Source organism: Streptomyces sp. NPDC048270, from assembly GCF_040652335.1.
GTDB lineage: Bacteria > Actinomycetota > Actinomycetes > Streptomycetales > Streptomycetaceae > Streptomyces.
The window spans coordinates 1-22599 of record NZ_JBEZLV010000026.1; the positions used below are offsets into that span (position 1 = coordinate 1).

Genomic DNA, 22599 nt, shown 5'->3' on the forward strand with positions numbered 1-22599 from the left:
CCTGCGCGGGCTGCCCGTGGCGGGGAGCGCGGACGTCGCCGCCGTCCGCGACGTGCTGATCCCCGAGCCCACCCCGTACCGGGAGAAGGCCACCCTGTGACCCGGCCCGCCTTCGCTGCGCGGATGAGGTGGTGCGTACCGTCCCGCGCGGTGTGGTTCAGCCGCCGGCGACCGGGCGGGCCGCGGCGCTGCGGGCGGCCGCCCGCTCGCCGTGGGCCGGCCGGCGGCTTCCGGCCGGGGTGACCGGGGTCCGCTCGGAGCGGATCAGGTGCGGCCGGCCGGTGAGCAGGGGCGCGGGCCGGGGTGCCGGGGTGTGGGCGGGCGCGGGGGCCGTGGGAGCGGGCTCCGCGGCGGCCTCCGTCGCGGCGGGCTCGAGCCGCCACTTGCCGCCCGCGGAGAGCAGCGGGGTGAGCGCGGACACGACCGGCGCGGGCATCCGCCCGGTCTCCGCGCGGCGGCGCAGCAGCTCGCGCAGATCGAAGACGTAGGCCTCGGTCCGGGCGATGAGCGGCTCGAACCAGGGCAGCGCGAGCAGGATCAGCAGTCCCGCGGACCAGCCGAGCAGAACGTCGCTGACCCAGTGCGTGCCGAGGTAGACGGTGGTGGCGCCGACGCTCAGCGAGACGACCGCGGACACCACGGACAGCACCCGCCGGGTGACCACGGTGGACGCCAGGTAGGCGAGGATTCCCCAGGTCACGACGGCGTTGGCGGTGTGGCCGGAAGGAAATATATCGCCGCCCGCGAAGAGTTCGGCCGAACCGATCTCGGTGGCGTAGTGCGGGCCGAGCCGGCCGAGGCCGAGCTTGACGGACCCGACGGTGACGTTGAGCAGGAGCAGCGCCACGCCCAGCGTGATCAGCGGGCGGAGGGTGTGCTGGCGCCAGGAGCGCCAGCCGAGCCAGGCGGCGACCATGACGGCGGTGGGGCCGCGCTGGCCGAGCACGACGAGGTAGTCGAGGAAGGCGTGCAGCTGCGGCCACTGCTCGTAGGGCCGGAAGAACATGATCTGCCAGTCCAGCCGGACGAGCCAGGAGGTGGTGAGTACGGCCACCACGATCGCGAGATAGAAGGCGAGGGTCGATCCGAAGAGCACGACGCGGTGCCGGCTCATCTGCGGGGTTTGCAGATGAGCCGGTCGCTCTGGTTCCCGGTCCAGGCGGGCGAACACCCGCTCCAGACGGGTCAGGATTTGATCGGTACGCACTCAATCGACGTTACCGCGCGCCGATGGTCGGCCCGTGCGAATCGCGGGCTTTGTGATGACCATGTGATGTGGAGTTGGTCTCACGCGGTACTTAATTCCCAGCATTTCGGCAATGGTTGGAGCCTTCTTGATCCACTGCTCCGGGAATTGTTTCGCATACTTAACCGGGCTTTATTGCCGCAACTCGTCGTCCTTTGCCGAACAATGGATCGGAATGATCCATTCCGTTACGGCGGGCCCGAGCCGTTCAGCCAGAACGCCCCGTAGACCGCCGAGAGCAGGGCCGCCGCACCCAGCACCACGGCCGCCCGACGGGTCCGCCACCGGGCCAGCGCCACCGCCACCGGCAGCACCAGCGGGAAGGCCGGCAGCAGGAGCCGGGGCTTGGAGCCGAAGTACCCGGACGCGCACAGCGCCAGCGCCACCACGATCCCGCCGTACACGAGCAGCGGGGCCGGCTGGCGCAGGCGCACGCACCGCGCGTACAGCCAGAGCACCAGCACGACCCCGGCGATCAGCCCGACCCCCGCCGCGAAGGCGGACGAGGCGAGCCTCGCCCCGATGAACCGGGCGAAGGCCCAGCCGCCGTCGAAGCCGTTGCCCCAGCCGGCCTGCACGTCCAGGTACCCGAGCAGCCCCCCGCCGGTGCGTGCGCCGACCCACAGCACGTACGCCCCGGCCCCCAGCGGAGCCAGCAGCGCACCGGCCGCCATCCGCCACGACCGCGCGCCGCCGCGCCAGGCGAGCACGGCGGCCACCCACACCGCCGCGACCACCGCGGCGCCGACCGGGCGGGTCAGCCCCGCCCCGGCCGCGAGCAGGCCGGCCGTCAGCCACCGGCCGCGCAGCGCCCCGTACAGCGCCCAGGCGGCCAGCGCCGTGAACAGCGACTCGCTGTAGGCCATGGACTGCACGATCCCGACGGGCAGCGCGGCCCAGACGGCGACGGCGAGCACCCCGGCCCGGCGGCCGTGCAGCAGGTCCGCCACCGCGAAGATCCCCCAGGCCGCGGCCAGCCCCGCCAGCGCGGAGACCAGCAGGCCCGCCGAGCCGTACGGGAGCCCGGTCGCCGCCGACACCAGCCGCTCCAGCCACGGCAGCAGCGGGAAGAACGCCAGGTTCGCGTGCACGTCCCCGTTCGGGAGGACCACCTCGTACCCGTACCCCTCCGCGGCGATCCCGGCGTACCAGAGCGAGTCCCAGCGCGCCGACAGCAGCGTGTGCGGGCTGCTGCCGACCGCCGCGCCCCACGCCCCGAGCACGGCCAGGCCGAGCAGCCGGACCGCCGCGAACACGGCGAGCGCCGGCCCGGCGAGGGCGAGCGCGGGCGCGTACCGGTGCAATCCAAGATCTTTCACGGGCATGATTATCGGTGGCGCGCACCCGGGCCCCGGCCGAGAACCACGGGCCGTGAGCGCGCGTGTACGCGGGGGAGGGGGGAGGGCGGGAAAAGTGGCGCACACCACAGCGCGGCCTCCGCCGGGATGAGAGCTTGACCACGTGTCGGACAGGCGAACTCGCGTACGCTGACCGTTCACTCGCGTGTCGATGCCGGACCCCGTTGGACGCCGCACAGCGCACCACCCCCCGTGGCTCCGCAAGACGCTGGTCCGCCGAGCGCGAGGGATCACCTGGGAGGTACATGCATGTCGGGGACGAACGCGGCCGGAGTCCGGACCACTGCCCCCTGGCAGCGGCTCCGCGCGGCCTCCGGCGGGGGCAATCGCTGGGTCGTCCTGGCGGTGCTCTGCGTCAGCCTGGTCCTCGTCGCGCTCGACGCGACGATCCTGCACGTCGCCGTCCCCTCCCTCACCGAGGACCTCCGTCCCGGATCCATCGAGCTCCTGTGGATCGTCGACGCCTACCCGCTGGTCTGCGCCGCGCTGCTGATCCTCTTCGGCACCCTCGGCGACCGCGTCGGCCGCCGCCGCATACTCCTCCTCGGCTACGGGCTCTTCGGCGCGGCCTCGGCCGTGGCGGCCCTCGCCGACAACGCCCAGGTCCTCATCGCCGCCCGCGCGCTGCTCGGCATCGGCGGGGCGATGATCATGCCCGCCACGCTGTCGATCCTGCGCCAGGTCTTCCCCGACCGGCGCGAACGGGCGCTGGCCATCGGCATCTGGACCGCCGTCGCCGCGATCGGCGCCGCCAGCGGGCCCGTACTCGGCGGCTTCCTCGTCCAGCACTTCTGGTGGGGCTCCGTCTTCCTCATCAACATCCCGCTGATGGCGCTGATCCTTCCGCTGGGGCGCTGGCTGCTCCCCGAGTCGAAGGGCTCCTGCGACGGGCCGTGGGACGTCACCGGCGCGCTGATGGCCGCCGCCGGTGTGCTCGGCTCGGTGCTCGGGGTCAAGCGGCTGGGCGCCGAGCGGGACCTCCTCGACCCCGAGGCGCTGGTGCCGCTGCTGCTCGGCGTGGCGCTGCTGGTCCTCTTCGTACGGCGGCAGAAGCGCCGGCGGCATCCGCTGATCGACATCCGGATGTTCTCCCGCGCCGCCTTCTCGACCTCGGTCGGCTGCATCGTGCTCGCCATGCTGGCCCTGGTCGGCCTGGAGCTGATCGCCGTCCAGTACCTCCAGCTGGTGCTGCACCTCAGCCCGCTGGAGACCGGCCTGCGGCTGCTGCCGCTGACCTTCGCCGCGATGGCGGCCGGGGCCACGGGCTCCTACACCCTGGCCAGGGTCGGGCCGCGCACCATGGTCTCGCTCGGCTTCCTGCTCACCGCCTTCGCCGTCGTCGTGCTCACGTTCATGGGCCACGACGACCGTCCCGTACTGCTGACGGTCGGCTTCATCCTGCTCGGCTTCGGGCTCCAGACCACGCTGTTCGCCGCGTACGAGTCGATGCTGAACGAGGCTCCGGCGGCCACCGCGGGCGGCGCGGCCTCCATCGGCGAGACCTCGTACCAGCTGGGCGCGGGCATGGGCATCGCGCTGCTGGGCAGCGTGATGAACGCCGCGTACGCGCCGGGGCTGGCGGGGGTGCCGGGGGTGTCGGCCGAGGACTCGGCGGGCGCCGCGCACTCGCTGGGCGAGGCCTACCAGATCGCCGCGCAGCTCGGCGGGCCGGCGGGGGAGGCCCTGCACGCCGCGGCGCGGAACTCGTTCGTGCACGGGCTGCACGTGACGCTGCTGGTCAGCGCGGGGCTGTTGGTCGCGGGGGCGGTGATGGCGCTGAAGCTGCCGAGGGCGATGGACTGCGGGGCCGAGGCCGGCGAGGGCGACGGGGTGCGGTTGCCGGCGCAGGCCTGTGCGGAGCCGGCGGCGCCGGGGCCTCGGGCCGCCGCCAAGGTTCCGGCTCCCGCGGCGGAGCCGGATGCGGCCGTCGGGCGGGTGTCGGGGCGTACGGGCTGAGCCGCCGGGTACGCGGGCAGGAAGTCGGGGCTGGACGGTGGGGGAGTTGGGCGTCTAGCTTCGGCGCAGCGTAAAACTTGCGCTGCTAGGTTCTGTACCCAGGCCGCCGGGAGGCCCCGTGTCCGCGTTCCTGCCCCTTGATCCGCTCGGGATCGACGAGCTCCTCGGGCCCGAGGACCTCGCCGTCCGCGACACCGTCCGCGACTGGGCCGCCGACCGGGTGCTGCCCCACATCGCCGGCTGGTACGAGAGCGGCGAGCTCCCCGGGATCCGCGAGCTGGCCCGGGAGCTCGGATCGATCGGCGCGCTCGGCATGTCCCTGGAGGGGTACGGGTGCGCGGGCGCCAGCGCCGTGCAGTACGGGCTGGCCTGCCTGGAGCTGGAGGCGGCCGACTCCGGCATCCGCTCGCTGGTCTCCGTACAGGGCTCGCTCGCCATGTACGCGATCTGGAAGTACGGCTCCGAGGAGCAGAAGCAGCGCTGGCTGCCCGGGATGGCGGCCGGAGAGCTGATCGGCTGCTTCGGGCTGACCGAGCCCGACGTGGGATCGGACCCCGCCGCGATGCGGACCCACGCCAAGCGCGACGGCGGCGACTGGGTGCTGAGCGGCCGGAAGATGTGGATCACCAACGGGTCCGTCGCCGCGGTCGCCGTGGTGTGGGCGCAGACCGACGAGGGGATCAGGGGCTTCGCCGTCCCGACCGACACGCCGGGGTTCTCCGCTCCCGAGATCAGGCACAAGTGGTCGCTGCGCGCCTCGGTGACCAGTGAGCTGATCATGGACGAGGTGCGGCTGCCCGCGGACGCGGTCCTGCCGGGAGTCACCGGTCTCAAGGGGCCGCTCGGCTGCCTCAGCCACGCGCGGTACGGGATCGTCTGGGGTTCGATGGGCGCGGCACGCGCCAGCTTCGAGGCGGCGCTCGACTACGCGAAGACCCGTGAGCAGTTCGGGAAGCCGATCGGCGGCTTCCAGCTCACCCAGGCCAAACTCGCGGACATGGCCCTCGAACTCCACAAGGGCATCCTGCTCGCCCACCACCTGGGCCGGCGGATGGACGCGGGCACCCTGCGGCCGGAGCAGATCAGCTTCGGCAAGCTCAACAACGTCCGCGAGGCCATCGAGATCTGTCGCACCGCGCGGACCATCCTCGGTGCCAACGGGATCTCGCTCGAATACCCCGTCATGCGGCACGCCACCAACCTCGAATCGGTCCTCACCTACGAGGGCACCGTCGAGATGCACCAACTGGTGCTGGGCAAGGCGCTCACCGGGCTCGACGCCTTCCGGTGAGGGCCATGCCTAGCTCTGGTTGAAGAAGTCGCGTGAGCGGCCGCCGGGCTCGCCGCTCACGATCTGGGTGTCGGCCGGGGTCAGCAGGAAGACCCTGGTCGCCACCCGCTCGATCGAGCCGCGCAGGCCGAAGGTCAGGCCGGCCGCGAAGTCGACCACGCGCTTCGCGTCGCCCGGGTCCATCGACGACAGGTTGACGATCACCGGGACGCCCTCGCGGAACAGCTCGCCGATGCCCCGCGCGTCACGGAACCCGTCGGGGGTGACCGTCGCGATGCGGCGGCCCTGCTCGACGGCGGACTCGGAGGCCACTCTGACGCGGGGGTCGGTGACCCACTGCTCCCCGGGACCGGCCACCGAACCCTGGGCCGCCTCCGCGTAGTCGTCGTCGTAGTAACGCTCGTCGTCGCTGTCCTCCACGAGACCCAGCCAGGCACTCGCCTTGCGCACCGAACCCATGGACGCCTCCTTTCACCGTGGTCAGTCTGTCTTCTCTCCGCTGCCCCTATGGTCGTCCATGATGCTGACAACGCGCCAAGTGGATAGCCGCCGCGCAGGGGTTTCGTGACGGTACTGGTGCAGAACATCCGTTGCACGGTCAAGGTTCCTGGCAGCTACCACTGCTGACTGAGTGAAAATACGACCGGTGCCGCCGGACGGGTGGCCGGTGGGGACGTACGGGTGAAGGACGCGGGTCGATACCATGCCCGGCAGGCACGCGTACGACACACGGGGGAAGCAGTTGTTCGGCATCGTCAGACCTTGCACGCACAGGCTGGGCGAGCGGTTCAAGGCGGAGTGGATGGCCCATCTGTGCGGGCTCTGCCTGGCACTTCGCGGGGACCACGGCCAGTTCGCCAGGATCGTCACCAACTACGACGGGCTGCTCGTCTCCGTTCTGACGGAGGCTCAGTCCGGTCCCGCTCCCGGCGCCCGGCGCACCGCGGGGCCCTGTCCGCTGCGCGGCATGCGCACCGCCCCGGTGGCCAACGGCGAGGGCGCGCGGCTCGCCGCCGCCGTCTCGCTCGTCCTGGCCTCCGCGAAGGTGCGGGACCACGTCGCGGACCGGGACGGGCTGTTGGCCCGGGCCCCCATAGCCGCGGCCGCCCGCAAGGTGGCCCGCGGCTGGGACCGGGCCGGCGCCCGCACCGGCGCCTCGCTCGGCTTCGACACGGCGGTGCTCGTCGACGCCGTGGACCGGCAGGCCGGGATCGAGACGCTGGCCGGAGTCGGCACCCCGGTCCTCGTGGTGACCGAGCCGACCGAGACCGCGACGGCCGCCGCCTTCGCGCATACCGCGCAGCTGGCCGGACGGCCAGGCAACGCCCCGGCACTCGCCGAGGCCGGCCGGTACTTCGGGCGCCTCGCGCACCTGCTGGACGCCGTGGAGGACCAGGCGGCGGACGCCGCGGCCGGCGCCTGGAACCCGCTGACCGCCACCGGCACCTCGCGGACCGAGGCCCGGCGGCTGTGCGACGACGCCCTGCAGGGCATCAGGCTCGCGCTGCGCGAGGTGGAGTTCGCGGACGCCGGGCTCGCCCACCGGCTGCTGGTGCACGAGCTGCGCACCTCGGTGGACCGCGCCTTCGGGACCAGCAGCTGCGGGCACGCGCCGACCGCCTCCGCGGGGCAGGGCGGCGGGCCGTACGGGGCGGGACCGTACGGGGCCGGGCCGCAGGGGGCCGGACCGTACGCGAGCAGCCCGCACGCGAGCACCCCGTACGGGAACGGGAACCCCTACGGCGGCAACCCCTACGCACCGGATGCCCCCTACGCGCCGGGCGGGCCGGGGATGCCCCCGCCGCCCATGGGACCCGGCGGCGGCGGTGGAGGCGGCGGCCGGCCCCCGCAGAAGCCGCGGCGCGGGCTGCTCGCCGGGTGCGCGGTGGCCCTCGGCCTGTTCTGCACCTGCCAGCTCTGCTGCACCGAGCACGAGGGGCCGTGGTCCCGGGAGAAGAAGCAGCCCTGGTGCGACAACTGCGACTGCGGCAACTGCAACTGTGACTGCGGCTGCGGCGACTGCTGCTGCTGTCCCTGCGACGGCTGCTGAGCCGGGCGCGGGCTGACGCCCTCTCAGGTCGCGCACGTCCGGACGGGGTACCCCATGGTTCCCGGCCGGACCTGCGTGGAAGGGTTGAGCGGCATGAGCGATGACGCAGACGATCCGCCCGCGGACTGGCGGAAATGGCACGAGCGACGGGTGGCGTCCGTGTCCGCCCCGTACGGTCCGCTCGCACTGACGGGCACTTACTGGCTCGCCGACTACCCGGAAGGTCGAATTCCGGCCGTTCCGGGAAACTGGCGCGCCACCGACGCCTCGGTGGTGCTGGCCGCCGCCGCGGAGGACTCCGTTCACCTCGACGGCGAGCCCTTCGCCGGTGAGGCGGAGCTCTCCGCCGACGAGGCCCCGCCCGCGCGTTCCCGGCTCCGCGCCGGGGAGCGGCGGCTCGTGGTGATCCGGCGGGAAGGGCAGTGGGCGGTCCGCGTCTTCGACCCGGACTCCGAAACCCGCCGGGCCTTCGCCGGCCTGGCGGCCTCCCCGTACGATCCGGCCTTCAGCCTGCCCGGGCGGTTCCGCCCGTACGGCGAGGACCGGACGGTCCAGGTGGAGAACGCCGACGGGCGGGCGCGCGGGCTCGGCCTCGGCGGGGAGCTGCGCTTCCCCTTCGAAGGCGTCGAGCACACCCTCCAGGTGGCCGTCGACGAGGAGGACGGCAGCCTCTGGGCCGTCTTCGGCGACGCCACCGGCGGACGCTCCAGCTATCGCTTCCGTTTCCTCAAACCCGGCACCCCCGCCGAAGACGGCTCGATCACGGTGGACTTCAACCGGGCCCTCCTGCCTCCCTGTGCCTTCGCCGACCACTTCATCTGCCCCTTTCCGCCGCCCGGCAACACGCTGCCCTTCGAAGTGGCGGCGGGGGAGCGGCGGCTGAAAGGCGCCCTTGCCGACCGGTAACCGACGACACCACACTCCCGACAGTGCTTGTCAGGGGCACGGCACAAAAGCGTGTGCTTCCCGTGCCCTGACTGCGCCTCACGGGCTCCGGCACCCCCACAACCGCCGAGCCCCCGACCCTCTCGGAGGACGAGAAGTGAGGATCAAGAGCATCACCCGTACCAGGCTGCTCGCGGCGGCCACCGGCCTGGCCGCCGTCGCAGCACTCGCCGCCCCCACCGTGGCGAACGCGGACCCACAGGACGACGGATTCAGCGCCGCGCGACTGGCCTCGGCCGGCGCGTCCGTCCTGCGCGCCGACGTCGCGGGCACCGCCTGGCACACCGACCCCGCCACCGGGACCCTCGTGGTCACCGCCGACTCCACCGTCTCCGCCGCCGCCCTCGCGAGAATCAAGCGCGAGGCCGGAGCCGACGCCGGGGCCCTGCGCATCGAGCGCACCCCCGGCAAGCTGACCAAACTGGCCTCCGGCGGCGACGCGATCTACGCGTCGAGCTGGCGCTGTTCCCTCGGCTTCAACGTGCGCAGCGGCAGCAACTACTACGCGCTGACCGCCGGGCACTGCACCGATGGCGCCGGCACCTGGTGGACCAACTCCGCCCGCACCACCGTGCTCGGCAGCACCACCGGATCCAGCTTCCCGACCAACGACTACGGCCTGATCAAGTACGCCAGCAACTCGCCGGTCCCGCCGGGCACCGTAGGCGGCCAGGACATCACCAGCGCCGTCAACGCCACGGTCAACATGTCCGTGACCCGGCGCGGCTCCACCACCGGCACCCACAGCGGCCGGGTGACCGGCCTCAACGCCACCGTCAACTACGGCAACGGCGACGTCGTCTACGGCATGATCAGGACCAACGTCTGCGCCGAGCCCGGCGACAGCGGCGGCCCGCTCTACTCGGGCACCCGAGCGGTCGGCCTCACCTCCGGCGGCAGCGGCAACTGCTCCTCGGGCGGAACCACCTTCTTCCAGCCCGTGGTCGAGGCCCTCAACGCCTACGGGGTCAGCGTGTACTGACCTTGCGGGCGGGTAGGAGCCCCGCCCGGCTTGAGTCACGACTGCGAGCCCCCGCCCGGACCACCGGGCGGGGGTTCGTCTTGGGGGGAGACACGGGCATGAGCAGTGCACCATCCGGGCGGGTACGCCCCTTTCCCGACAGCCAGCGGCGCATCCGCCGCAACCGCTGGCTGTTCACGGCACCCCTGGTGCTGCTGTGCGTGCTGGCCGCGGTCCTCGTCTGGGAGGTCGTACGCGGCAACGTATCCGAGGCGGCGCGCGCCGACTGGCCGTGGCGCCTCGAGCTGATCAGTGCCGAGCCCCTGGCGAGCCTGCTGGCCGTCGCGGCCGGCGCGGTGCTGGCAAGGGCCCAGTACGCGCGTACGGTCCGGCCCGCGCTGGGGTGGCGGTCCGAGTTCATGCCCGGGCTGCTGCCCGGCCCCGCGAAGTCCTGGAACGTGGGCATCCTCAACGGCGGACAGCACAACGTGGTGCTGGACCACGTGGACTACCACCTCGTGATGGCCGGGGACCCGGTGGGGGACCCGGACGACGCCGACGTGGTGTGGACGGGCCCGGCCGCCGTGGGTGAGCGGCTGGCCGAGCAGGGCCTGCGGGGGGCCGTCGACTTCCGGATCACCTCCTTCGGCGCCGGATACCCGCTGGTGGCGACCGGTACCTACGAGACCGTCGGGGTGGGCGTGTTCTCGCGGCGGTTCATCGCCGAGGTGCAGGCCTTCTACATGCGCATACGCGTGGTGGACAGCGTCGGGGACACGCACGAGCGGATCATCGAGTGCCTCGAAGGCGCCCGCAAGGAGTGGAACGCCCCCGTCGAGGAGCAGCCGTCGGTCACAACAACCAGTCCAGGGCCTCCGGCTGCGCGTACTGAGCCGCGAAGTGACCCGCACCGGGCTTGATCACGGCGGTGCTGTGCTCGATGTGCCCGGCCAGCCAGCGGAAGTGGCCCAGCGGGGAGAAGGCGTCCTCCGAACCGCGCCAGAGCAGGACCCGGCCGGGGATCGAACCCGGGTCGAAGCCCCAGGGACGGCAGAACGCCAGGCTGTCGTCCAACCACCCGTACACGGAAGTGCGCAGCGCCTCACGGTAGTTGTCCAGGATCACCTGATGCACCAGGTGGTCCGAGAGGACCGGCAGATCGGCTTCGGCGAGGTCCGCCCGCAGCTCCTCGAGCAGCCGGCCCGGATCGCGGCAGATCGCCGCCGCGCGGGGCGTGAGCCGCCGCTCCAGGGCCTCGGGGTCACGGACCGCGAGGGCGTAGTGCTCCGCGTTGTGGGGGGTCATTCCGGCGAACCAGTCGAGCCCCGCCCCGTCCCACGGCGCCAGGCTGACCAGCGCGGCCGTCCCCGTCACCCGCTCCGGGAGCAGCGCCGCGCACGCGAGGGCGTGAGGTCCGCCACCGGAGCGGCCGACGACGGCGAAGGTCTCCACGCCCAGGGCGTCCGCGACGGCCGCGGAGTCGTGGGCGGCATCGGCCACCGTCCGCCCCGGACACCTCTCGGAGTCCCCGTAGCCGGGCCGGTCGTACGCGAAGAAGCGGATGTCCGGGTAGTGCTCCGTGATGTCGCGCAGCGCGGTCCCCAGCCTGCTCCCGGGGGTCCCGTGGTGCAGCAGTACGGGAAGCCCGTGCGGCGCTCCCCAGACCTCGGCCACCAGCAAGCGGCCGTCTCCCGCCTTCACCTCGACCCGCACGGCGCCTCCGCGGTCTTCCGGCTGCCTACAGATGTCTCTAGTCTCATGACGACAGCTCTCCTGATGGAAACACAGCCACGACCCTGAGGGGGGAACCGTGACGACCACCCAGAAGCAGCAGCCCGCCGCCGCACCGGCTCGGCCGGAGCACGGCAGCCGGACCAGCCTGGCCTCGCTCGCCGCCCGCGGGACGGACGCCGACCCGCGCATCGCCCGGGTGCTGCCCAGGGCGGCCGATGCCGGCGGACCGCGGACGGTCAGCTTCAACTCCGCGCTCTGAGCACGGGCACACCGGCCGCGCGGGAGCCCGGCGCCGGGGCCGGTGCCGGACCGCTCGTGCCGTTCCGGGAGTTCGTGGTCAAGGTGCACAGCAGGTGTGATCTCGCGTGCGACCACTGCTACATCTACGAACACGCGGACCAGAGCTGGCGGCGGCGGCCCGCCGTGGTCTCCCGGGCGGTGGCCGAGGGGTTCGCGCGGCGGCTGGCCGAGCACGCGGCCGCCCATCGCCTGCCCTCGGTGACCGTCATCATGCTCGGCGGCGAGCCGTTGCTCGCCGGACCGGCCCGGCTGCGGATGCTGTGCGAGGTGCTGACCCGGGCGCTCGACGGGGTGGCGGAACCCGATCTGCGCATCCACACCAACGGGCTGCGGCTGAGCCCCGCCTTCCTCGACCTGTTCGACGCGTACGGGGTCAAGGTCGGGGTGTCCCTCGACGGGGACCGGGCGGCCAACGACCGGCACCGCCGCTTCGCGAACGGCCGCACCAGCCACCCCCTGGTCCTGCGGGCGCTCGCACTGCTGGGGCAGGACCGCTACCGGCACCTCTACCAGGGCCTGCTCTGCACGGTGGACGTGCAGAACGACCCCCGCGCGGTGTTCGACGCGCTCTGTGCGCTCGAACCGCCGCGCATCGACTTCCTGTTGCCGCACGCCACCTGGGAGGCGCCCCCGGCACGGCCGGACGGCCGCCCCGACGCCTACGCGCGGTGGCTGCTGCGGGCCTTCGACCGGTGGGAGGAGACGGGGCGGCCGATGCCGGTCCGGATGTTCGACTCCCTGCTGAGCACCTTGCGGGGCGGGCCGAGCCTGACCGAGTCCCTCGGCCTGGCGCCCACCGACCTGGTCGTCGTCGAGACCGACGGCACCCTGGAGCAGGCCGACTCGCTGAAGACCGCTCACGAGGGCGCGGCCGCCACCGGGTTCGACGTCTTCACCCACGCCTTCGACGAGGTGGCGGCCCACCCCGGCATCCGGGCCCGCCAGGCGGGCCTCGCGGGGGTCAGCGCCGCGTGCCGCCGGTGTCCCGTGGTGCTCTCCTGCGGCGGCGGCCTCTACGCGCACCGCTACCGGGCCGCGAACGGCTTCGACAACCCCTCCGTCTACTGCACCGACCTGCGGGAACTGGTCGACGGGGTCGGGGCGCGCACCGCCCGGACCGCCGTCGCCCCCGAGGCCGCCGACCCCGCCGTGCTCCGCGACTCCCAGCACGAGCTCACCCGGGTGCTGCTGGCACGGCTGCACGCGGAGCCGGCCGTGGCGGCGGGCGGGGACTGGCAGCGCTCCTGGGAGCTCCTCATGGCGGTGGAGGCCGCGGCGCCGGAGGCCCTGGACGCCGTACTGGACCACCCGTACACCCGCACCTGGCTGCTGTCCGCCCTGGACGCCGTGCACCGGGGCCGGCCGCCCGGCGAGGCGCCCGCTCGGCGGCTGTCCGCGCTGGCGGCGGCGGCCCTGGTGCGGGCGCGCGGGCGGCTGGAAGGGGCCGCGGCCGTGCCGCTCCGGGGCAGGGAGCTGTACCTGCCCACGCTCGGGCTGCTGCGCACGGACGGGTCGGCGGGGGCGCGGGGCGGCGCGGGCCGGGCCGAGATCAGGGCCACCGACACCGGGTTCCGCGTACGGGAGGGCCGTACCGAGCGGCACTTCGGGCCCTCCGAGGGGGATCCGCGCTGGCAGCCGGTACGGAGGTGGCCCGGAGCCGGGGCGCAGGTGCCGCCGATGGCCTTCGAGGACCTCGACCCCTTGCGCGACTGCTTCGCCCGGCCGCCCCGGCCGAGGCTGACGGAAGCGGAGGCGGCGCACTGGCAGCGCCGCCTCACCGCGGCCTGGGAGCTGCTGGAGCGCACCGTGCCGGGCCCGGCACGGGAGACCGCGGCGGGCCTCGGCACGCTCACGCCGCTCGGGGGCGGGCCGCGCGGGCCGGCCGGGGGCGGGGCCGGGGTCGCGGGGGCCGCGGGGCGGTGCGGGCCCGGGGTGCTGGGCGTGCCCTACGCGGCGGACGTACGCCGGACCGCGCTGGCGCTGCTCACCGGCCGGCGGCGGGCCGGGCTCCGCGAATTGACGGAGGTGGCCGACCTGTACGCCCTGGACGGGGAGTGGCTGCACGAGTCCCCGTGGCGGGAGCGGCCGGTGCCGGTGTCGGAGCTGCTGGCGGAGGTGTACGCGAGGGTGGCGGCCGAGGGGTTCCGGCGGGCGGCGCCTGGGCGGGACGGGGACAGGGACGGGGACGGGGACGGGAGGAGTGAGGGCGAGGCGATCGCGCGGGCGCTGGACCGGCTCTCCGGAGCGGCGGAGCTGACGGTGAGCGGTCGGGCGGTCGTGGCCCGAATGGGCCGGGAGTTCGAGACGGGGTCGTGCATCGGGGCCGGGCCGTGAATCGGGACGGGACGGGCCGGATCCGGAATGCGGGAAGGCATCTCGGGAAATTCTTGTGAAAGTTTTCACAAGCGCGCATGGGTCTTTCGGCCTTCCGTATCTCCGCAGCTCAGAGGGCATAGGGCAAGCCGGTGAACAGGCGTGAACGGACCTTCGTCCTGCCGGGAAAGGGCTTTATCGGCCCGGCGGGATCCCGTATCGGGTGTCGAATTGGGACATCAGGTCGCGCCAGGTCGAAACGAAGGAGTTCCTGCCATGCAGGCCAACGAGATGGTGGACGGACTCGTCCGGGAAGCGCTCAAGGCGCTCGACCGGTTCGAGTCGTTCAACCAGGAGCAGGTCGACCACATCGTCAAGAAGGCCTCGCTGGCCGCACTGGCCCGGCACGGTGACCTCGCGCGGCTCGCGGTCGAGGAGACCGGCCGCGGCCTCTTCGAGGACAAGGCCGTCAAGAACCTCTTCGCCTGCGAGCACGTCGTCAACTCGATGCGCGGGCTGAAGACCGCGGGCGTCATCAGCCGCGACGAGCTGAACGGCATCACCGAGATCGCCGAACCCGTCGGCGTCGTCTGCGCGATGACCCCGGTCACCAACCCGACCTCGACCACGATCTTCAAGGCGCTGATCGCCCTGAAGACCCGCAACCCGATCATCTTCGCCTTCCACCCCTCCGCGCAGAACTGCTCGGCCGAGGCCGCCCGCATCGTCCGCGACGCCGCCGTCGCCGCCGGCGCCCCCGAGAACTGCGTGCAGTGGGTGACCGCTCCCTCCATGGAGGCCACCGGCGCCCTCATGAACCACCCGGGCGTCTCCACCATCCTGGCCACCGGCGGCAACGCCATGGTCAAGGCCGCCTACTCCTGCGGGAAGCCGGCCCTGGGCGTCGGCGCCGGCAACGTCCCGGCATACGTCCACAAGAGCGCCAAGCTGGCCCGGGCGATCCACGACATCGTGCTCTCCAAGGCCTTCGACAACGGCATGATCTGCGCCTCCGAGCAGGCCGTCATCCTGGACCGGGAGATCTACGAGCAGGGCCTCGCCGAGTTCAGGCGGCTCGGCGCCCACGTGGTGACCGCCGCCGAGAAGACCAAGCTGGAGCAGTACGTCTTCGGTACCACGGCCTACGCCGCCGACTGCGCGGGCGCCAAGCTGAACGCCGCCGTCGTCGGCAAGTCCCCGCAGTGGATCGCCGAGCAGGCCGGGTTCACCGTCCCGGAGGGCACCTCCCTCCTGCTGGCCGAGTGCGGCGAGGTCGGCGAGGGTGAGCCGCTCACCCGCGAGAAGCTCTCCCCGGTGCTGGCCGCCCTGAAGGCCTCCGACACCGAGCACGGCCTCGAACTGGCCGCGGAGATGGTGGAGTTCCACGGCCTGGGGCACAGCGCCGCCATCCACGCCGAGGACGAGGAGCTCGTCGAGGAGTTCGGCAGGAAGGTCAAGGCGGTCCGCGTCATCGCCAACTCGCCCTCCACCTTCGGCGGCATCGGCGACGTCTACAACGCCTTCCTGCCCTCACTCACCCTCGGCTGCGGCTCGTACGGCCACAACTCGGTGTCGAACAACGTCACCGCGGTGAACCTGGTCAACGTCAAGCGGATCGGACGGCGCAACACCAACATGCAGTGGTTCAAGGTCCCGCCGAAGATCTACTTCGAGCGCAACTCCATCCGCTACCTCGGTGAGATGGAGGGCATCGGCCGCGTCTCGATCGTCACCGACAAGACGATGGTCGCCCTCGGCTTCGTCCAGAAGGTCACCGACATCCTCCAGGCCCGCCGGGGCTCCGTCGCCGTCCAGGTCATCGACAACGTCGAGCCCAACCCCGAGCTGTCGACCGTGCAGGCCGGAGCCGCGATGATGCGCGACTTCGAGCCCGACACGATCATCGGGCTCGGCGGCGGCTCGCCGATGGACGCCGCGAAGATCATGTGGCTGATGTACGAGCGCCCGGAGGTCGAGTTCGGGGACACCAAGGAGAAGTTCTTCGACGTCCGCAAGCGCGCCTACACGTTCCCCTCGCTCGGCGAGAAGGCCCGGATGGTGGCCATCCCGACCACCTCCGGCACCGGCTCCGAGGTCACCCCGTTCGCCGTCATCTCCGACCCGGCCGCGGCCCAGAAGTACCCGCTCGCCGACTACGCGCTGACCCCGGACGTCGCCATCGTCGACCCGGTCCTGCCCATGGGCCTGCCCCCCACCGTGACCGCGGACTCCGGCTTCGACGCCCTGACGCACGCCACCGAGGCCTACGTCTCCGCCTACGCGAACGACTACACCGACGGGCTCTGCCTCCAGGCGATCAAGCTGATCTTCGAGAACCTCCAGCGCTGCGTCGTCGACGGGCCGAACGACCCCGAGGCCCGCGAGAAGATGCACAACGCCTCCACGGTGGCGGGCATGGCCTTCGCGAACGCCTTCCTCGGCCTGGTGCACGCGATGGCGCACACCCTGGGCAACACCTTCAAGGTGGCCCACGGCCGCACCAACGCGATCCTGCTGCCGCACGTGATCCGGCACAACGGCACGGTCTCGCACAAGGCCACGCCGTGGCCGAAGGCGGAGGTCTACCGGGCCCCGGAGCGCTTCCAGGAGATCGCGAAGATGCTGGGCCTGCCGGCCGCCACCCCGGCCGAGGGCGTCGAGTCGTACGCCCGGGCCGTCGAGGAGCTCCGTACCAAGTGCGGGATCCCCGCCTCCTTCGCCGAGGAGGGCGTGGACGAGGACGCCTTCATCGAGGCCCTGCCGGTCCAGGCCATGAACGCCTACGCCGACCAGTGCGCCCCCGCCAACCCGCGGATGCCGATGATCGACGACATGCACCGGCTGATGCGGCAGGCGTACTACGGCAACGCGGAAGGGGCTCCCGCCGGCAGGAGCTGACCCCCGAGGCCGCCCCCGAGGAGGACGCGCGCGACGGCCCGCCCGGGCCCCGAGACCCGGGCGGGCCGTTCCGCGTGCCCGTGGATCGTGGTCTGCGGCCCGTAGCCCGGGGCGGGGCGGTGCAGTGCGGTGCCGGAACGGGGCGGTCCGTTACGCGGGCGGGACCAGGGCCGCCGCCGCCGAGCGGGCCTGGTCCAGGGCCCGGGCGCGGTCCGCGCCGCGCTGGCCCAGCACCACCCGGGTGCTCAGCCCGTCCAGCAGGGCGAGCAGCTCCGAGGCCCGGGCCGGGATGTCCAGGGGGGCGAAGCGGCCCTGGTCCACGCCCTTGGCCAGCAGCGTCTCCAGGTCGCGCTGCCAGCTGTCGTCGATCTCCTCCTGGGCAGCCTTCAGCGGTTCGTTGGAGGCCGTACGGGCCCACAGCTCGATCCACAGGGTCCAGCGCGGGTCGCGCGGCCCCTCGGGGAGGTAGAGCTCCAGGAACTGGTCGAGCTTGCGGGCGGCCGTCACCCGGCGGCCGAGCAGGGCCCGGCGCTCCCCGGTGAGCAGTTCCTCGCTCCAGCGCAGGGCCTCCAGCAGGAGCCGGTCCTTGCTGCCGAAGTAGTACAGGATGTGGCCGCCGCTGGTGCCGAGCCGCTCGGCCAGCGCGGACATGGTCAGCGCCGCCAGGCCGTTCTCGGCGATCGCCGCCATGGCCTCTTCCAGCATCCGCTCCTGGGCGATCTGCCCGTCGCGCCGCCGTGCTGCTCCCGCCACCGCTCCCGCCCTCCGGATCTTCCTGGCCAGACCTTATCCCGGACAGGGTCTTGACGGGGTCCCGTCGCACCCCCCATCTTGAATGCCATTCAAGAACTTAGAACGCCATTCAAGATCGCTCGAGGTCAGGGGTCCGTCATGGGACAGCAGGAGACAGCCGACGTGGACGAGGTGTTCCGGGTCGAGACCCACGGGATCGACCCCATTCCCGACGCGGAACGCCACGGGAGCGCCAAGGACCTCTTCTGGCTCTGGTTCGGCTCCAACCTCACCTTCACCTACGTCATCAACGGGGCCCTGGCCGTGGCCTTCGGGCTCTCCTTCTGGCAGGCCACCGCCGTGGTCGTGCTCAGCGGACTGTCGTTCTTCGCCATCAGCGCCGCCGGACTCGCCGGCATCCGCACCGGCACCGCCACCCTGGTCGTCTCCCGCGCCGCCTTCGGGGTCCGCGGCAACTTCCCGGCCGGGGTCCTCAACTGGGTGGTGAGCATCGGCTACACCATCGTCAACACCGTGGTCGGCACGCTCGCGCTGGAAGTCTTCTTCGCCGAAGTCGGCCTGGGCGGCGGCCCCCTGGTACGGGCCCTCGCACTCGGCACCACCCTCGCGCTCACCTTCGCCGTCGCCATGTGGGGCCACGCCACCGTGCAGTTCGCCGAGCGCTGGATGGCCTACGTCCTCGCCGCCGGCTTCGGCGCGCTGCTCGTCTTCGTCCTGCCCGGCGCCGACACCGCCGCCCCCGCCGACGCCCCCGGGCTGTCCGGCTGGAGCCTGGCCTTCGTGGTCATGCTCGCCGGACCGTTCTCCTACCTGCCGATGCCCGCCGACTACACCCGCTACCTGCCCCGGACCACCTCCCTGAAGTCGATCACCTGGATGGGCGCCCTCGGCGGCTTCGCCTCCTCCGTGGCCCTCGGCGTCGCGGGCGTGGCCGCCGCCACCCAGACCGACATGACCGACGCGGTCGCGGGGGCCGAGAGCCTGCTGCCCGGCTGGTTCCAGCCGCTGTTCCTGGCCCTCGTCCTCGGCGGCTCGGTCACCAACTCGATCATCACGCTCTACTCCTCCAGCCTGAACCTCCAGGTCCTCGGCATCCCGTGGAGCCGCGCCCGGGCCATCGTGATCAGCGCCGCCGTCACCGCGCTCGGCTCGCTCGCCGCGCTCTTCCTCACCGACTTCACCACCTCCCTGCTCGCCTTCCTGTCCCTCCTGATCATCGTGTTCGCGCCCTGGGGCGGGGTCTTCCTCGCCGACATGCTGCTGCGCCGCTGCCGCTACGACTCCGACGCGCTGCACGCCGGGAGCGCGGGCGCCTACTGGTACCGCGCCGGCTACCACCCGGCCGGGATGGCCGCGCTGCTCGCCGGCATGGCCTTCGCCACCCTGACCTGCGACTCCGAGCTGTGGACCGGGCCGCTGGTGGCCCCCCTCGGCGGCGCCGACCTCACCCTCCTCGGCTCGGTCGTCTCCGGGCTCACGTACTGGGCGCTGGCCCGCCGGACCCCGGCGTACGCCCCGGCCGCCGCTTCCGCGGCCCCGGTGGCCTGACCGGGCGGGGCCGCGTCCCGCGTCTCCCGCGCACCGCGGCCCCCGCCCGCGCCGCTCCCGCCGACCCCTTCCGTTCACCGTCTCCCGCCCGCGCCTCCCCTTCCCGCCTCCGTTCCCTCTCCCGCCTCCCGTTCCCGCCGCCGTTCCCCTCTCCCGCCTCCCGTCCCACGTCGTAATGGAGCACCCGCACATGGCACGCCGCCCCTTCCCCGCCGACCTGCTGCTCACCGGAGCCCGCATCCACACCGTGGACCCGGCTCTGCCCGAGGCCGAAGCCATGGCCGTGCACGACGGCCGGATCGTCTGGCTCGGCCCGGACGCCGAGGCCGCCGGCTGGGCCGGACCGGACACCGAGCGGATCGACGCGGGCGGCAGGCTCGTGCTGCCCGGCTTCATCGACGCGCACAACCACGTCCGGCTCGGCTCCGACGACGCCTGCGTGCAGCTCGCCGGGGTGCGGACGCTGGACGGCATCCACGAGCGGATCCTGGCCTGGCGGCAGGCCAACCCGGACGCCGAGTGGATCGAGGCCGAGGCCTTCGACTACTCCGCGATCCCGGGCGGCCGGATGCCGGCCGCCGCCGACCTCGACCCGGTCACCGGGGACGTCCCGGCGCTGGTGCTCTCGTACGACGTGCACACGGCCTGGCTGAACACGGCGGCCATGCGGCGCCTGGGCGTCAGCCGGGACCGTACGGACCTGCCCTTCGGGACGGCGGCCACCGACCCCGAGACCGGGGAGCCGACCGGCTTCGTCAAGGACTTCGCGATCAAGGGCCTGTCCCGCGACGGCCACCGGGCGCTGCGCGACCTGGGTGTGCCGTGGGCCTCGCCGGACCGGCAGTACGGACGGCTCGCCAAGAGCCTCGACGACGCGATCGGCTTCGGCATCACCACGGTGGTGGAGCCGCAGAACTCCCTCGACGACCTGGAGCTCTACGAGCGCGCCCGGGCGGAGGGGCGGCTGCGCTCGCGGATCGTCGCCGCGCTGTTCCACCCGCGGGGGACGGGCGGGGCCGACCTGGCCGACTTCGAGGACGCGGCCCGCCGGTTCGCCGGGGACCGGCTGCGGGTGGGGCCGCTCAAGCTGTACATCGACGACGTGGTGGAGCCGCGTACGGCCGCGCTGCTGGAGCCGTACGCCGGCTGCGGGCACCACCGGGGCGAGACCTTCTACCCGGCCGAGGAGTTCGCGGAGCTCCTCGCCGGGCTGGACGCGCGGGGCTTCCAGTGCTTCGTGCACGCCACCGGGGACCGGGGCATCCGGACCGTCCTGGACGCGGTGGAGCACGCGCGGTCGGTGAACGGCCCGCGCGACGCACGCCACCAGGTCGTGCACGTGGAGTGCCTGGACCCGGCGGACGTGGCGCGCTTCGCGGAGCTGGGCGTGGTGGCCTGCATGCAGCCGCGGCACTGCGCGCCGGAGATCGCGGGCCCCGGCCAGGACTGGGCCGAGAACGTGGGCCCGGACCGCTGGCACAAGGCCTGGCCGATGCGGAGCCTGCACGAGGCGGGGGCGGTCCTGGCGTTCTCCAGCGACTGGAACGTGGCGGAGATGGACCCGATGATCGGCATCTACACGGCGGTGACGCGGCGGCCGCTGGGCGGCGGCGAGCCGTGGCAGCCGGGGGAGACGGTGGACGTGGAGACCGCGGTCCACGGCTACACGATGGGCTCGGCGTACGCCAACTTCCTGGAGGGCGAGCGGGGTTCCCTGACGGTGGGCAAGGCGGCGGACTTCGTGGTCCTGTCCCGGAACATCTTCGAGATCCCGGTGGAGTCCATCCCGGGAACGGTCGCCGAGACGGTGGTGGTGGCGGGCGAAGCGGTCCACCGGGCGGGCTGACGCGGGGGCGGCTCCGCCTGTGGGACACGGGTGGGCGGGGTCGGGGCCGGGGCCGGGACCTGGGCCGGGACCTGGGCCGGAGGGGGTGACCGCGGGGTGAGCCCGTGCGGGCCGCCTTCCCGGGGCTCCGCCCCGGACCCTCCCCCAGACTCCGTCCGGGGGACCCCCCACTCCTCAAACGCCGGCGGGGCTGAATGTGCCCCCCCCGGCGGGGGTCAGCGTTGGGGCCAGTGCCAGAGGGGTTCGTCCAGGGGGCCCTCGCGGCCCGCGACCTCGGTGCGGCCGAATTCCTTCAGCAGCGTGATCGTCCGCAGGTCGACCCGGTGCCGGCGGGTGCCCGCCGCCAGGGCGTCAGCCAGCGGGGTCGCGTGCGTGACCACCACCGTCTGGGTGTCCCGGCTCACGGTGAGGATCAGGTCCGCCAGCGGGGCCAGCAGGTCCGGGTGGAGGCTGGTCTCCGGCTCGTTCAGCACCATCAGCGCCGGCGGGCGGGGCGTGAGCAGGGCCGCCGTCCAGAGCAGGTAGCGCAGCGTACCGTCGGAAAGCTCGGCCGCGCCCAGCGGCCGCAGCAGGCCCTGCTGGTGGAGCTCCAGCTCGAACCGGCCGTCCCGGTCGGTGACGGAGACCCGGGTCCCGGGGAAGGCCGCGTCGACGGCGGCGTCCAGCGCGGCGTGGTCGCCGATCTCCCGGATCGTCTGGAGCGCGGCCGGCAGGTCGGAGCCGTCGGCGCCGAGCACCGGCGTGCGGGTGCCGATCCGGGGGATCCGGGCGGGCGCCCCGGCGTCGGTGCGGACGTGGTCGTAGAACCGCCACGACCGCATCCGCTCCCGCAGGGCCAGCAGGTCGGGTGCCAGCTGGGGGTCCGCGAGCTCGCTGAGCATGGAGTCGTACGGGCGCAGGGCGTTCTGTGTGCGGTGCCAGCCGCCGTCCGCCGTCCGCGTCCGTACGGCGGGCCCCGCGCGGTCGGACAGCAGCGCCGCCGGGCGCAGCACCGGACCGGCCCAGGTGCACTCGCGTTTGATCTCCGGGTCCAGGGCGAAGAGGGAGTCGGGGACCGGCGCCGGATGGCCGAAGTCCACCGCGTAGCCGAACTCGTCCCCGGCGAAGCCCAGCCGCAGGCTGACCGGCTCGGTGCGGACCGTGCCCTGGAGCGGGTGGTGCCCCTCGCGCACCGACCGGCCGAGCTTCTCCGGCCCCGCCCACAGCGTCGACGGCAGCCCGCCCTCCCGGGCCAGCGCCGCGATCGCGCCGCCCCGCGCGGAGTCGGCGAGCAGGCGCAGGGAGCGGTAGAGGCTGGACTTGCCCGTGCCGTTCGCGCCGGTGACGACGGTGAGCCGGCCCAGCGGGACGATCAGCTTGCGCAGGGAGCGGTAGTTCTCCACCGCCAGAGTGGTGATCAC

General features: G+C 73.3%; 17 protein-coding genes. 11 read left to right on the plus strand and 6 right to left on the minus strand.

Going from position 1 to position 22599, the window contains the following annotated elements; translation table 11 throughout:
* Positions 1-157: 157 nt before the first annotated feature.
* Together AB0D66_RS22780 and AB0D66_RS22785 are read right to left on the minus strand one after the other, a co-directional pair.
* Positions 158-1207 carry a phosphatase PAP2 family protein gene (locus tag AB0D66_RS22780; RefSeq protein ID WP_362306387.1) on the minus strand — a complete coding sequence of 350 codons (1050 nt, stop codon included), beginning with the start codon at positions 1205-1207 and terminating at the stop codon, positions 158-160.
* 227 nt (positions 1208-1434) lie between these two features.
* Entirely contained in the window at positions 1435-2571 is a 1137-nt protein-coding gene (locus AB0D66_RS22785; protein WP_362306390.1) for a glycosyltransferase family 39 protein, read from the minus strand.
* Positions 2572-2853: 282 nt separating this feature from the next.
* Here AB0D66_RS22785 and AB0D66_RS22790 point away from each other — a divergent pair, with 282 nt between their 5' ends.
* Positions 2854-4560 carry an MFS transporter gene (locus tag AB0D66_RS22790; protein ID WP_362306393.1) on the plus strand — a complete coding sequence of 569 codons (1707 nt, stop codon included), beginning with the start codon at positions 2854-2856 and terminating at the stop codon, positions 4558-4560.
* Positions 4561-4678: 118 nt separating this feature from the next.
* A complete protein-coding gene (locus AB0D66_RS22795; RefSeq protein ID WP_362306396.1) occupies positions 4679-5851 on the plus strand; it encodes an acyl-CoA dehydrogenase family protein in 1173 nt (390 codons plus the stop codon).
* A 9-nt stretch (positions 5852-5860) separates the two neighbouring features.
* On the opposite strand, the gene sepF is transcribed toward AB0D66_RS22795, so the two are convergent.
* Positions 5861-6310 carry a cell division protein SepF gene (gene sepF / locus AB0D66_RS22800; RefSeq protein WP_069919643.1) on the minus strand — a complete coding sequence of 150 codons (450 nt, stop codon included), beginning with the start codon at positions 6308-6310 and terminating at the stop codon, positions 5861-5863.
* Positions 6311-6593: 283 nt separating this feature from the next.
* On the opposite strand from sepF, the gene AB0D66_RS22805 reads away from it, so the two are divergent.
* The 4 genes from AB0D66_RS22805 to AB0D66_RS22820 all read left to right on the plus strand — a co-directional run bounded on the left by AB0D66_RS22805 (position 6594) and on the right by AB0D66_RS22820 (position 10727).
* Positions 6594-7901, plus strand: coding sequence for a DUF5685 family protein (locus AB0D66_RS22805; protein WP_362306629.1), 1308 nt, complete (start codon positions 6594-6596; stop codon positions 7899-7901).
* A 93-nt stretch (positions 7902-7994) separates the two neighbouring features.
* Entirely contained in the window at positions 7995-8807 is an 813-nt protein-coding gene (locus AB0D66_RS22810) for a DUF1684 domain-containing protein (RefSeq protein WP_362306400.1), read from the plus strand.
* Positions 8808-8943: 136 nt separating this feature from the next.
* Positions 8944-9828 carry a S1 family peptidase gene (locus AB0D66_RS22815; RefSeq protein WP_362306403.1) on the plus strand — a complete coding sequence of 295 codons (885 nt, stop codon included), beginning with the start codon at positions 8944-8946 and terminating at the stop codon, positions 9826-9828.
* Between the two features lie 98 nt (positions 9829-9926).
* The gene (locus tag AB0D66_RS22820) at positions 9927-10727 is read left to right on the plus strand and encodes a hypothetical protein (protein WP_362306406.1); all 801 of its coding nucleotides are present in this window, start codon (positions 9927-9929) and stop codon (positions 10725-10727) included.
* On the opposite strand, the gene AB0D66_RS22825 is transcribed toward AB0D66_RS22820, so the two are convergent.
* The gene (locus AB0D66_RS22825) at positions 10660-11520 is read right to left on the minus strand and encodes an alpha/beta hydrolase (RefSeq protein WP_362306409.1); all 861 of its coding nucleotides are present in this window, start codon (positions 11518-11520) and stop codon (positions 10660-10662) included. The genes AB0D66_RS22820 and AB0D66_RS22825 overlap by 68 nt on opposite strands.
* Before the next feature lie 97 nt (positions 11521-11617).
* Here AB0D66_RS22825 and AB0D66_RS22830 point away from each other — a divergent pair, with 97 nt between their 5' ends.
* From AB0D66_RS22830 to adhE, 3 genes are all read left to right on the plus strand, one after another.
* Positions 11618-11800, plus strand: coding sequence for a hypothetical protein (locus AB0D66_RS22830; protein ID WP_362306412.1), 183 nt, complete (start codon positions 11618-11620; stop codon positions 11798-11800).
* Positions 11801-11856: 56 nt separating this feature from the next.
* Entirely contained in the window at positions 11857-14175 is a 2319-nt protein-coding gene (gene fxsB / locus AB0D66_RS22835; protein ID WP_362306415.1) for a radical SAM/SPASM protein FxsB, inactivated metallohydrolase extension form, read from the plus strand.
* Positions 14176-14430: 255 nt separating this feature from the next.
* Positions 14431-17052: a bifunctional acetaldehyde-CoA/alcohol dehydrogenase gene (gene adhE, locus AB0D66_RS22840; protein ID WP_362306418.1), complete on the plus strand. Its 2622-nt coding sequence runs from the start codon at positions 14431-14433 to the stop codon at positions 17050-17052.
* Between the two features lie 150 nt (positions 17053-17202).
* Here the strand turns inward: adhE and AB0D66_RS22845 are convergent, their stop codons facing one another.
* Positions 17203-17805, minus strand: a complete 603-nt coding sequence (locus AB0D66_RS22845) for a TetR/AcrR family transcriptional regulator (protein WP_362306422.1) — start codon at positions 17803-17805, stop codon at positions 17203-17205.
* A gap of 138 nt (positions 17806-17943) precedes the next feature.
* Here AB0D66_RS22845 and AB0D66_RS22850 point away from each other — a divergent pair, with 138 nt between their 5' ends.
* Together AB0D66_RS22850 and AB0D66_RS22855 are read left to right on the plus strand one after the other, a co-directional pair.
* Entirely contained in the window at positions 17944-19353 is a 1410-nt protein-coding gene (locus tag AB0D66_RS22850) for a cytosine permease (protein WP_362306425.1), read from the plus strand.
* 190 nt (positions 19354-19543) lie between these two features.
* Positions 19544-21199: an amidohydrolase gene (locus tag AB0D66_RS22855; RefSeq protein ID WP_362306428.1), complete on the plus strand. Its 1656-nt coding sequence runs from the start codon at positions 19544-19546 to the stop codon at positions 21197-21199.
* Between the two features lie 215 nt (positions 21200-21414).
* Here AB0D66_RS22855 and AB0D66_RS22860 read toward each other — a convergent pair whose 3' ends face one another.
* Positions 21415-22599: an AAA family ATPase gene (locus AB0D66_RS22860; protein WP_362306431.1), complete on the minus strand. Its 1185-nt coding sequence runs from the start codon at positions 22597-22599 to the stop codon at positions 21415-21417.

Coding starts and splice junctions, on each gene's coding strand:
- AB0D66_RS22810 (WP_362306400.1), top strand. CDS start 7,995: ATGAGCGATGACGCAGACGATCCGCCCGCGGACTGGCGGAAATGGCAC.
- sepF (WP_069919643.1), bottom strand. CDS start 6,310: ATGGGTTCGGTGCGCAAGGCGAGTGCCTGGCTGGGTCTCGTGGAGGAC.
- AB0D66_RS22790 (WP_362306393.1), top strand. CDS start 2,854: ATGTCGGGGACGAACGCGGCCGGAGTCCGGACCACTGCCCCCTGGCAG.
- adhE (WP_362306418.1), top strand. CDS start 14,431: ATGCAGGCCAACGAGATGGTGGACGGACTCGTCCGGGAAGCGCTCAAG.
- AB0D66_RS22820 (WP_362306406.1), top strand. CDS start 9,927: ATGAGCAGTGCACCATCCGGGCGGGTACGCCCCTTTCCCGACAGCCAG.
- AB0D66_RS22855 (WP_362306428.1), top strand. CDS start 19,544: ATGGCACGCCGCCCCTTCCCCGCCGACCTGCTGCTCACCGGAGCCCGC.
- AB0D66_RS22850 (WP_362306425.1), top strand. CDS start 17,944: ATGGGACAGCAGGAGACAGCCGACGTGGACGAGGTGTTCCGGGTCGAG.
- AB0D66_RS22785 (WP_362306390.1), bottom strand. CDS start 2,571: ATGCCCGTGAAAGATCTTGGATTGCACCGGTACGCGCCCGCGCTCGCC.